Raw genomic sequence first — 12,491 nt, forward strand, 5'->3', positions numbered from 1 at the left:
ATGCCGATTTTCAGAACAATGCGGTCCGAACGACGCCTGGCATTTACCGGGAAGGCACGCCGGTAACCCCGGTTTTTTAATTTCACAACTAACACATCCTATTTCCGATTGCTGCCCGAATGCAGCCGGAAGCGGCACCCAGCTAACGCATTTGAAAGAAGTACAATAACCAAACGAACAGAAAAAATGATGAAATTAATTACTGCATTCCTCGGAATATGCGCATTTCTCCTGCTTTGGAGCCCCGGGAGCCGGGCGCAGGGAAATGAGGCATCCATTATCGGGAAAGTAAGCGAAGGCCAGTTCGGGCCGGTGGTGGGCGCTACGGTGTTCGTCAAAAACGAGTCGACGGGTTTCAGTACGGGTACGGTAACGGACGCGAACGGGGACTACATTATCAAGCAGTTGCCCCTCGGATCGCCCTACTCGATCACCGTGTCGTTTATCGGTTACGGTGAGCAGAAAAAGACCGGTTACTCACTCAACCAGGGCGACCAGCTCCGGCTCAATTTCACGCTCGAAGCGGCAGCCAACGAGCTGAAAGCGGTGGAAGTAGTGGCTAACTCTTTGAAAAATACGGTAGTAACATTAGGTGCTTCTACGCCGGTTACAGCGCGCGACATTGCCCGTCTTCCGGTCAACGGCCGTAACTTCACCTCGCTCATCGACCTTTCGCCATTGAGCAACGGAAGCAGCCTCGGGGGCCAGCTGGCATCTTCGACCAACTACACGATCGACGGGATGACCTCGCGGGGTACCATCGCCGGCGGCGGTACTTCGGGGGCCTATTCGATCTCCATGGAAGCGATCCGCGAGTTCAAGGTGGTAACCAACGAGTACGACGTGACGATGGGCCGCGCAGGTGGCGGTACCATCAGCACGGTGACCAAATCGGGTACCAACAAGCTCTCGGGTAGCGCGTTTACCTTCATGCGGAACGACGGGCTGGCCAGCAAATACGACCTTCGCGGTAACAAGAGAACGCAGGAGTTTTCTACCTATCAATACGGATTTTCTCTCGGCGGGCCGATCATCAAGGATAAGGCGCACTTCTTCGTGGCGTGGGACCACCAGGCCGACTCGCGCCCGCTTTACATTGCCAATAACCTCAGCCCGGCCGACGAAGCGGCCAACCGCGTTACGAACGCCACACTGGAACGTTTCGTAGGCATCGCACGCGACAAATACGGCGTATCGGACAATGCCCAGTACGGTGCATTCGATAAAGCCAAGGGCACCGACGCGCTTTTTGCCCGTATCGACTGGCAGCTGAATGCGAAAAACCTCCTGACGATCCGCAACAACATGGTGATCGAGAAGGACAACCTTTCGGAAGGCGATAACTCGGGTATCAACTTTTACGAATCGTACATCGACCGTAAGAAGTTCGATAACAGCCTCATGGCATCGCTCCGTACAAGCCTGAACCCGCGTTTGACCAACGAATTGAAAGTGCAGCATTTCTACGAGGACGTACAGGTGTTGCCGAGCTCCGAACTTCCGGCGGCAGGTATCCCCCGGGCGATCGTGGAAAACGTGGAATCCGTTGCCGGAACAGCGACCTACCTGAACTCGATCCAGATCGGTGGTCAGCGTTTCTCTCCTGAATGGTTCAAAGGAACTGTATTACAAGCGGTTGACAACCTTTACTACAATACCGGGAAGATCAACTTCACATTCGGTGTGGACGTGATGTACAACCTCATGCACTCGCGCTATGGCTCGGAAATGAACGGCCGTTTCTATTTCACGGGAATGGATAATTTCAATAACCTGAAACCATACCGCTACGCCCGCGAAATTTACCTGAACGAAGACCAGAGCAATAAAGTGAAGTCGCTCAGCACCGGTTTGTACGCGCAAATGGATACCAAACTGGGCGTTGGCCTCGATATGACGGCCGGTTTGCGCCTCGACAACACCGTGTACCTGAACCGCGCGAATTTCAGCCAGGTGGTATTTGATGAGCTGGGTATTAAAACCAACAACCGCATTAACACCTTGCAGTTGCAGCCGCGGGTGCAATTCACCTGGGACGTGAACGAGCAGAGCAAAGACGTGATCCGCTTCGGTGCGGGTGTGTTCGGCTCTGCATTGAACCCTTATTCAATGGTGAACAACATGCTGTTCGACGGCTCGAAAGTGGCCTCGGTGGAGATCCAGGGCGACCTCGTTCCTACGCCTAACTTCCCGTTGTACCGCCAGGACCCGAGCAAAGCACCGGGTGCCGAGCTGTTCAACATTCCGGGTATCGAGCGCCTGATCACGATCAACGCCAACAGTCCTGATGCGAAAGTGCCTGTCGTGTACAAAACCAACTTCTCGTACAACCACTTTTTCAGCGACCGTCTCCGCATCGGTATCAGCGGTTATGCTTCGTGGGCACGCAACAATTACATGTACATCGACCGCAATATGGTGGACCAGCCGTTCTTCAACATCACTGCCGAGGCTAACCGCGGCGTGTATGTGCCGGCTGCTTCTATCAACGCGACCAACGGTGCTACCAACTGGCTCAACAGTCGCCGTACCAATAAGGTCGGCCGTGTGCTGGAACTCGTAAGCGATGGTAAAAAGAACCAGTATGCGCTTGTAATCGACGGTACTTACAAGTATTTCAAAGACGGACAGATCACCGCTTCCTATACCTGGAACGATGCGAAGGACAATACGTCCTACAACGGTAACGTGGCCAACACGGCGACCCTCGACCAGATGGTGATCGACGATCCGCGCGATTTGAGCCGCATGTCTTATGCCAACAACCAGTTCCGCAGCAAGGTGGTGGTTTACGGTACGGCACCAAGCTTCTGGGGCGTTACGCTCGGCGTTCGCTACTCCGGTATCGGCGGTACACGCTACTCCCTGGCCGTGAGCGGTAACATGAACGGCGACTTCGTATCCTCGAACGACCTGCCTTACATCTACGACGTGAACAATGGGGCGACGCCGGAATACATCCGGACGGGTATCAAAGCGATCCTCGACAACCCCGATGCAGAAGAAAGCATTAAAACTTTCCTCCGCGAGAACACCGGCAAGATGGCTGAGCGTAACGGCGGTGTGAACGGCTTCTACGGCGTATTCGACGTGCGTCTGGCGAAGACATTCAAGATCTACAAAACCCACCGTATTGAAGTTTCCGCCGATGCGTTCAACTTTGCCAACCTGCTCAACAAGGATTGGGGTGTAGGTAAAAACCTCGGCAAGCAAAACCTGTACACGATCAGAAGCTTCGACAAAACGAAACAGGAGTTTGTGTACAATGTTAATCGCGGTGCGGGTGTTTCCAGCCTCAACGGAAGTCCTTACCAGATCCAGCTCGGCCTGCGGTACGCATTCTGACGGGATTGATTGAATAAATATTAAAACCGGCTCCCCAGGCCCCGCAAACGGCAGGGGGAGCCGGAAACTGAACGAACAGGCACAACTACCCATGAAAAAACTAATCCTGCTCTTAACCCTTTCCACCTTTTCGCTTAAAAGCCTGCGGGCCCAGGATGCACACGTGATCCTGATCAGCATCGACGGCCTGCGGCCCGAATTCTACAAAGACCCCAGCTGGTCGATGGTGAACCTGCGCCAGGGCATGGAAACCGGCGCCTATGCCGACGGCGTGACTGGCGTTTTCCCGACCGTTACCTATCCCTCTCACACGACCATGGTCACGGGCGTAAAGCCGATCAAGCACGGCGTGTATTACAACACCCCGCCCGAGCCGCTGGAAGTGACGGGCAAATGGATCTGGGATTACAAGACGATTAAAGTGCCGACGATTTTCAGCGCGGCAAAAGACAAGGGTCTGGCGACGGCGTCGGTATTCTGGCCGGTGTCGCTGGGCGGCCCTGCGAATTACAATATTCCCGAATACTGGTACTTGCCCGAAACAAAGGGCGGAAAGCGCAATATGACCAGGGCGCTGAGCGAAAATGCCAGTCCGAAAGGTTTTTACGAAGAAATCCAGCAGAATGCCACCGGCAAGCTTGAAGAGATCGATTTTGATGGCGAGTACCTGAGCATCGACGATAACCTCTCGCGTACGAGCGCCTACATTATCCGTAAATACAAGCCATCGTTCCTGGCCGTGCATCTGGTGGCGGTAGACCACTTCGAGCACGAGCAGGGCCGCGAGGGGGATAAGGTCCGTGCGGCGCTGAGCAGCGTCGACCGGGGCATTAAAGCCATCCTGGAAGCGATCGAAAAGGCAGGTATCAAAGAAAAAACAACGGTAATCGTTACCGGCGACCACGGATTTGTAGACATCCATTCGTCGCTCTCGCCCAATGTGCTCCTCGCCCGGGCAGGCGTTTACGACCCCAAGAACCCGGCTTCATGGAAAGCCTACTTCCATGCCTCGGGCGGCTCGTCGTTCCTGCATTTGAAGGATAAAAACGATACCCAGACGCTCGAAAAGGTCAAAGCGGCATTGGCCAGCCTGCCGGTCGCGCAAAAGGCGATGTTCGATATCAAAGACCGCGCGGCACTGGACGCCGTCGGCTCCGACCCCAATGCGGCCTTGGCGCTGGCACCCAAGCAGGGCTTCACGATCGGCAATGCTGCCACGGGCGATTTCGTCCGCGCGGCGAGCGGCGGCACGCACGGCTTCTTCCCCGATTTCAAAGAGATCCAGACCGGCTTCGTCGCATTCGGCAAGGGCATCAAAAAAGGCGCCGTGATCCCCGAAATGGGTTTGCAGGACATCGCCCCGCTGATCGCGAAATTGCTGAACATCGACTTCCCCTCGGCGGACGGTACCGTATACCCCGGCATGCTTGTCAAAGAATAGCATTTAGGTTTGTAAGATAGATAAGAATATTGCAGAAAGGACGTCACCGCTAGCGTGGCGTCCTTTTTTGTATTTTGAGGCATAATTTTTGAAAGGTATATCAAGAAGCCAGCGCTTCGCGCCATTACTCAAAACACCAACATCCATGAAAAGAACATTGCAGATTTCCAACATGATCGCCCTGATCGTCACCGTGGTGATCAACTATCTCTCCAATACCGGTATTTTCAACGGCAATACGATGGCCAGCGTTTCGGCGCGGTACCAGAACTATTTCACACCGTCGGGCTATGCATTCTCCATCTGGGGTCTGATTTACCTCTTTCTGGCGGCATTCGTCATTTACCAGGCGCGGGGTATTTCCGGCAAGCGCGAAACGCCGGCCATCGTGGAAAAAATCGGGTGGCTGTTTGTGATCTCCTGTGCGGCCAACTCTGGCTGGGTGCTGGCGTGGCTTTACGATCAGACCGGTCTGTCGGTGCTGATCATGGTCGTGCTGCTGACCTCCCTTGCGCTGATCATATTGCGTACCCGAATGGAAATGGACCTCATTCCGATCAAAGAAATTGCCCTCACCTGGTGGCCTTTCGCCATCTACATCGGGTGGATTTCCGTGGCGCTCATCGCCAACGTAGCCGCTTACCTTACAAAAACCGGCTGGAATGGTTTCGGCCTGTCGCCGCAAGCCTGGACGATCGTCATGATTTGCGCCGCCGGGCTCGTGTACATTCTCCTTACATGGACAAGAAACCTCCGCGAATCTTCGATGGTAGGTGTATGGGCATTGGTGGCCGTGGCCGTAGCGAACAAAGGCGTATCGCCGGAGATCGTCAACACTGCCATTGCGGTATCGGTCATTATCTTCATCAGCAGCGGCATTCATGGCTACCGCAACCGCGGCCGGCATTTCCTCGAAGAAGCGAAGATGTAAGCGTGGCGCGAAGCTGCGCTTCGCGCCATTTCACCAAACGTATAATAATAAAAAGATAAAATTATCTTAATCCCCCACGCCCTGCTGTCGGTCGATAGCCCGCAATACCCTTTCGATGATTTTAATGCCTTTTTAACATCCTTTTAACATAGAGTTAAGGATGAAGTGCGGTTTTTGTATGCGTAGAAGCGCTAAAAAACTCAATAGCGGCCCGTTAAAATGATCAAAGAATTGCTGAAATATCTCCTGCCCCTGTGCATTCTCCTGGTGGATGGAGTCAGCAATATGTATGCAGGCTCGCAGGAAGGGGCCGTTTGCTCCTCCCCGATCCAGGTCCTGGCCCAATCGGAACATCCCAATTTTGTACAAGCCGTCAGCGATGATGCACCGGCATTCCGGCTTCCCAGCACGGCTCGTCGTTTCGCAGAGCTGATCAAAGCGATTTCGGAAGAAAAAGAAGAAGACTCGACCGAATCGGTATCCCTGAAAAAAACACCGCGCACCGGCTGCATTCCGGCCGCTACCTACACGGCGCGCCCCGATCTCCAATCTTACATTTTCCCCAAAATCAGGCCCTTACCCCGGTTTGGTTCACTGATTTCCTCTCACCGCTACCTGGTACTCCGCGTACTCAGGATATGATCCCCGTTAGCGGCAGGCTGCCGCACAGCCTGCATTGCCGGTGGTCGTAGCCCATCTTCCCACAGCTCACGGCTGCCTGCACCGTGCCGTCAGGCACACCCATACGAACAGAAACTATCAAAAATTCAAATTGCTAACTCCAAAAAACATCATGAAAAGAATTCTCATGCTCGTGAGCCTGGGTGCGTTGTTGTATCAGACAAGCTGTACTTCCAAACACGAAGAAGAAAAAGAAGAGCCGGTTAACTATTTAGTAACAAGCCCCTTACAAAAAGATACCATCATCACAAAAGAGTACGTGAGCCAGATCCGGGCCATCAGCCACATCGAGCTGCGCGCATTGGAAAGAGGTTACCTGCAAAAGATCTATGTAGACGAAGGTCAGATGGTGAAAAAAGGCCAGCTGATGTTCCAGATCATGCCGATGGTATACCAGGCTGAACAACAGAAAGCACAGGCCGAAGCCAATTTCGCGGAAATCGAATATAAAAATACCAAGGCGCTGGCCGACAGCAACGTCGTTTCCAAAAACGAACTCGCATTGGCCAAAGCGAAATTCGATAAAGCCAAAGCAGAACTCGGCCTCGCTTCTACCCACCTGGGTTTCACCGAAATCCGTGCGCCGTTTAATGGTATCATGGATCATTTCCAGGTGAGGCTCGGTAGCCTCGTAGACGAAGGCGACCTGCTGACCACCCTCTCCGACAACAGTGAAATGTGGGTTTACTTTAACGTGCCGGAAGCCGAATACCTCGACTATAAATCGCGCCAGGACGATGGTAACCTATTGAAAGTGAACCTCAAAATGGCCAACGAAAAGATGTTCGATTACACGGGAGCCGTGAAAACGATCGAGGCCGACTTTAACAACGAAACAGGTAACATCGCATTCCGGGCTACGTTCCCGAATCCCAAAGGCCTGCTTCGCCACGGGGAAACAGGTAACGTACTCGTGACCGTTCCGCTGAAAAGTGCATTGCTGATCCCGCAAAAAGCGACATTCGAGGTGCTCGACAAGAAATACTGCTACGTACTCGACAAGGACAACAAGATCCAGTCCCGCGAGATCACCGTGGCCGCCGAGCTGCCCCACATTTTCGCGATCTCCCACGGTTTGCAGAAAGACGACAAGATCCTGCTGGAAGGCTTGCGTCAGGTGCGCGAAAACCAGAAGATCAGCTACAAATTCGAGAAACCCGATTCGGTTATCTCTCACCTCAGCCTGTACGCGGAATAATCAGGTCCAAACGAAAAAGATATGTTTAATCAATTCATACGACGGCCTGTATTCGCTATTGTAATATCGGTCATGATAGTCTTCATTGGTGTGCTGGCTATCAAAAAACTGCCTATCTCGCAGTTCCCGGACATTGCTCCTACCACTGTTAACATTTTTATCGCCTACCCCGGTTCGAGTGCCGACGTTTTGGTGAAATCCACGCTTATTACCCTGGAACAGGCCATTAACGGTGTTCAGGACATGCGCTACATCGCTACCGACGCTACCAGTGCGGGGGAAGCTACGCTCAGGATCATCTTCGAGCCCGGTACCGACCCCAACGATGCCGTGATCCGGGTTAAAACGCGGGTTGACCAGGTTATGCCGCTCCTTCCCGAGCTCGTTCAGCGTGAAGGGGTTATCATTACCCCAATCCAGCCGAGTATGTTGATGTACGTCAACCTGTACTCGAAATCAAAAACCATCGACGAGAAATTCCTCTTCAACTACGCCACCGTGAAAATGATCCCCGAGATCCAGCGGACCAAAGGGGTAGCGCGGGCGCAGATCCTTGGTAGCCGCCGTTACGCGATGCGCGTATGGCTCAATCCCGACCGTATGCGTGCGTACAGCATTTCCGTAGAAGAAGTGATGAAGGCGCTCGGAGAGCAGAGTATTATCGGTCGCCCCGGCCGTATCGGACAAAGCTCCGGTATCGCGGCGCAGTCATTGGAATATGTGTTGACCTACAAAGGCCGGTACAGCGAACCCAAAGAGTATGAGGACATTATCATTCGCGCCAATGCCGAAGGGGAAAGCATCCATTTGAAAGACATCGCGAAAGTGGAGCTCGGCAGCGAGTTCTTCGACATTTACTCCAACCTCGACGGCCATGCATCCGCGGCGATCGTTTTGCGCCAGAACTACGGTAGTAATGCCAGTGATGTAATTAAAGAAGTAAAAGAAAAGCTGGCTGTGATGAAGCAATCCTTTCCTCCGGGCATGGATTATCAGATCAGCTACGACGTATCGCAGTTCCTCGACGCGTCCATCGAGCAGGTAATCCACACGCTGCGCGACGCATTTATCCTCGTGGCATTGGTCGTGTTCATCTTCCTTGGCGACTGGCGGTCTACATTGATCCCCATCCTCGCGGTGCCGGTATCGTTGGTCGGTGCGTTCTTCGTGATCCAGGGCTTCGGGCTTTCGATTAACCTGATCACCCTCTTTGCATTGGTACTGGCGATCGGTATTGTCGTCGATGATGCGATTGTCGTCGTGGAGGCGGTCCATGCCAAGTTTGAGGAGGAACCTGGCATAACGCCCTATAATGCGGTGAAAAAGGTATTGGCCGAAATCAGCGGCGCGATCATCGCGATTACCGCGGTCATGGTATCGGTATTCGTGCCTATCTCCTTCATGTCGGGGCCTGTGGGTACTTTCTACCGCCAGTTCTCCATCACCATGGCGAGCTCGATCGTTATCTCGGCATTGATCGCCCTGACGCTGACGCCGGTATTGTGTGCGATGCTTTTGAAAAGCCACCACGGCCATCCGCGCAAGAAATCCATTATGGATAAGGGTATCGACGCATTCAACCGCGGTTTTGAAAAACTCACCGGCCGGTATGTGGCGCTGCTCAACCGTATCGTGGCCCGCCGTCTGGTGACATTCCTCGTGCTCGGTGCATTCTGTTTCGGTATTTTCTATGTGAACTCGATCGTACCGGCCGGTTTTATCCCTAACGAAGATCAGAGCACGATCTACGCGATCATCCAGACCCCTCCGGGATCGACGCTGGAAAAAACCAACGAGGTATCGCGCCGCCTGCAAAAGATTTGCGAGGAAGTGGAAGGTATCGAGTCGGTGTCGTCACTGGCAGGTTACGAGATCATGACGGAAGGCCGCGGTTCCAATGCGGGTACCTGTCTGATCAACCTCAAACCGTGGCACGAACGTGACCACAATGTGAAAGAGATCATGGAAGAGCTCGAACACGCTTCGAAAGGCCTCGGCGCGACCGTCGAATTCTTCGAACCGCCAGCGATCCCGGGCTTTGGTACTTCCGGTGGTTTCTCGATGCGTTTGCTTGATAAAAACACGGATACCGATTACCACGAGTTCGACAAGATCAACAAGGAATTTCTCGACAACCTCGCGAAACGCAAGGAGCTGACGGGCTTGTTTACCTTCTTCGCGGCGAACTACCCGCAGTACGAGCTCGAAATCGACAACAAGCTGGCCATGCAGAAGGGCGTATCGATCGGAAAAGCGATGGATAACCTCAACATCATGATCGGTAGTACCTACGAACAGGGCTTTATCAAGTTCAACCAGTTCTTTAAGGTGTACGTACAGTCCGACCCGCAATACAGAAGGCTGCCATCCGATTTGCTGAAACTGTTTGTAAAAAACGAAGCCGGTGAAATGGTACCGTACTCGTCGTTCATGAAGCTGAAAAAAGGCCAGGGACCGAACGAGATCACCCGTTTCAACCTCTATAACTCCGCGGCGATCCAGGGACTTCCCGCCAAAGGCTACACGACGGCGGAAGCCATTGCGGCCATTCGCGAGGTAGCGGCCAAAACGCTGCCGAAAGGGTACGATATCGCATTCGAAGGTCTTTCCTACGACGAATCGATCCGCGGTAACGAATCGCTCGTCGTGTTCATGATCGTACTGGCATTCGTGTACCTGGTGCTCGCGGCGCAGTACGAAAGCTTCATCATTCCTTTGGCGGTGGTATTCTCGCTGCCGGTGGGGGTATTCGGGTCATTCCTGATGCTGAAACTGATGGGCCTTGAAAACAACATTTACGCGCAGATCGGTTTGATCATGCTCGTGGGTCTGTTGGGAAAAAATGCGGTACTGATCGTGGAATTCGCCGTGCAGAAGCGCGCCGAGGGAGCCACTATCCTTGCGGCTGCCATTGACGGTGCAAGGGTGCGTTTCCGCCCGATCCTGATGACCTCGTTCGCATTCGTGGCCGGTCTGATCCCGCTGATCGTCGCCACCGGCGCCGGTGCCATCGGTAACCGTACGATCGGTTCCTCGGCCATGGGTGGTATGTTGTTCGGTACGATCTTCGGGGTGATCATCATCCCGGGCTTGTACTACATATTCGCTAAAATGGCCGACGGCAGGAAACTGATCCGCGACGAGGAAGACAGCTCGCTGTCCGAAGGTTTCGTTCACGCCATTGACGCTTTCCCACATTCAGAAGATAAAGACGAACATGCGAAATAAGAGAATATTGAACTGGGCCGGCATCGCGTTGATCGGGCTGACCTACCAGGCCTGCAACATCCCGACGCTGCCCCAGAAAACGGAAAATAAAGTGGTACCTGTGAGCTTCAACGGCTCGCAGGATTCCACCAACACCGGTAAGGTGAGCTGGAAAACCTATTTCACAGACCCTTACCTGAATGCGCTGATCGACACCGCATTCAAAAACAACCAGGAGCTGAACATTACAATGCAGGAAATCGCCATTTCGCAGAATGAAATCGGCGCCCGTAAGGGGGAATACCTGCCATTCGTAGGCCTCCGCGGCGGCGCGGGTGTGGAAAAAGCGGCCCGCTACACCAACATCGGTGCCAGCGAGGCTACGACCGACATCAAGCCGGGAAGAGAAACGCCGGATCCGCTGCCGGATGTGAATATCCAGGCCGTGGCGCGTTGGGAAGTCGATATCTGGCACAAGCTGCGCAATGCGAAAAAAGCGGCGGCTACGCGGTACCTGTCGTCCATCGAAGGCAAGAACTTCATGATGACCAACATTGCGGCCGAGATCGCGAACTCTTACTATGAGCTGCTCGCGCTGGATACACAGCTGGCCATCATCCGCCAAAACATCGATATTCAGAACAATGCATTGAAGATCGTACGCATGGAGAAGGAGGCGACCCGCGTGACCGAACTGGCCGTGCGCCGTTTCGAAGCGCAGGTACTGAAAACGCAGAACCTCCAATATGGTATCCAGCAGCGCATTATCGAAACCGAAAACCGGATCAACTTCCTCGTCGGACGTTACCCGCAGCCGGTACAGCGCAGCAATTCCGGCTTCGAAAACCTCGTCCCGAACGTGATCCAGGCCGGCATTCCGTCGCAGTTGCTGTCCAACCGCCCGGATATCAAGCAGGCCGAGCTCGATCTGCAAGCCGCAAAAATCGATGTGAATGTGGCCCGTGCGAATTTTTACCCGTCGCTCGGATTGTCGGCCAGCCTGGGTTTCCAGGCATTCAGCCCGATTTACCTCGCCCGCGTGCCGGAGTCGATCATGGGATCGCTCATCGGCGACCTCGCCGGTCCGATCATCAACCGGTACGCGATCCGCGCAGGTTATGCCAACGCAACCGCGCGCCAGGTGCAGGCGATCTACAACTACGAGCGTACCGTGCTCAATGCGTACATCGAAGTGGTGAACCAGCTGTCGAACATCGACAACCTGGGCAAGAGCTACGACCTGAAAACGAAAGAAGTGGAAGCGTTGAACCAGAGCACCGCGATCTCCAACCGGTTGTTCGCATCGGCCCGCGCCGATTATATGGAAGTGCTCCTTACCCAGCGCGACGCGCTGGAGTCGAAATTCGAATTGATCGAAACCAAAATGCGCCAACTGAACGCGACGGTGAATATCTACCGGGCATTGGGAGGCGGCTGGAATTGATAGATTAACTTAGGATGTGGTTTTTATAAAGATTCCCCCGGCATTCGGGGGAATCTTTATTTTTCACAGGTAATTCATACTGAAAATCAGGTTATCTGAGCAACCCCGGGTCGCCGCAATTCCTGCAAATCATCAAAACGGGCGACGCGACCGAAGGCGTGCTCTTCATCGCAGCCGACAAAAGCCCGAACGGCAAGAGCCTGCTCGTGACGAGCAACGAGGAAGATGGTACCGTGAAATTCTA

Annotated in this window: 7 protein-coding genes; all 7 read left to right on the forward strand. The window is 53.7% G+C overall.

Going from position 1 to position 12,491, the window contains the following annotated elements; genetic code table 11:
• Positions 1–186: 186 nt before the first annotated feature.
• The 7 genes from H144_RS0118325 to H144_RS0118355 all read left to right on the forward strand — a co-directional run bounded on the left by H144_RS0118325 (position 187) and on the right by H144_RS0118355 (position 12,247).
• Positions 187–3,345, forward strand: a complete 3,159-nt coding sequence (locus tag H144_RS0118325; RefSeq protein WP_019943556.1) for a TonB-dependent receptor — start codon at positions 187–189, stop codon at positions 3,343–3,345.
• Positions 3,346–3,436: 91 nt separating this feature from the next.
• The gene (locus H144_RS0118330; protein WP_026350798.1) at positions 3,437–4,786 is read left to right on the forward strand and encodes an alkaline phosphatase family protein; all 1,350 of its coding nucleotides are present in this window, start codon (positions 3,437–3,439) and stop codon (positions 4,784–4,786) included.
• Positions 4,787–4,931: 145 nt separating this feature from the next.
• Complete coding sequence (locus tag H144_RS0118335) at positions 4,932–5,717, forward strand: TspO-related membrane protein (RefSeq protein ID WP_019943558.1); 786 nt, start codon at positions 4,932–4,934, stop codon at positions 5,715–5,717.
• Positions 5,718–5,936: 219 nt separating this feature from the next.
• Positions 5,937–6,359, forward strand: coding sequence for a hypothetical protein (locus tag H144_RS0118340; RefSeq protein ID WP_019943559.1), 423 nt, complete (start codon positions 5,937–5,939; stop codon positions 6,357–6,359).
• 151 nt (positions 6,360–6,510) lie between these two features.
• Positions 6,511–7,596 (forward strand): efflux RND transporter periplasmic adaptor subunit, encoded by a 1,086-nt coding sequence (locus tag H144_RS0118345; protein WP_019943560.1) that lies wholly within the window; start codon positions 6,511–6,513, stop codon positions 7,594–7,596.
• 21 nt (positions 7,597–7,617) lie between these two features.
• Entirely contained in the window at positions 7,618–10,824 is a 3,207-nt protein-coding gene (locus H144_RS0118350) for an efflux RND transporter permease subunit (RefSeq protein WP_026350799.1), read from the forward strand.
• On the forward strand, positions 10,814–12,247 hold the full coding sequence (locus tag H144_RS0118355) for a TolC family protein (protein WP_019943562.1): 1,434 nt from the start codon (positions 10,814–10,816) through the stop codon (positions 12,245–12,247). Before H144_RS0118350 ends, H144_RS0118355 begins: the two co-directional genes overlap by 11 nt.
• The last annotated feature ends 244 nt before the right edge of the window (positions 12,248–12,491 follow it).

Origin of the sequence: Dyadobacter beijingensis DSM 21582 (genome assembly GCF_000382205.1) — a bacterium.
GTDB classification, from domain to species: domain Bacteria; phylum Bacteroidota; class Bacteroidia; order Cytophagales; family Spirosomataceae; genus Dyadobacter; species Dyadobacter beijingensis.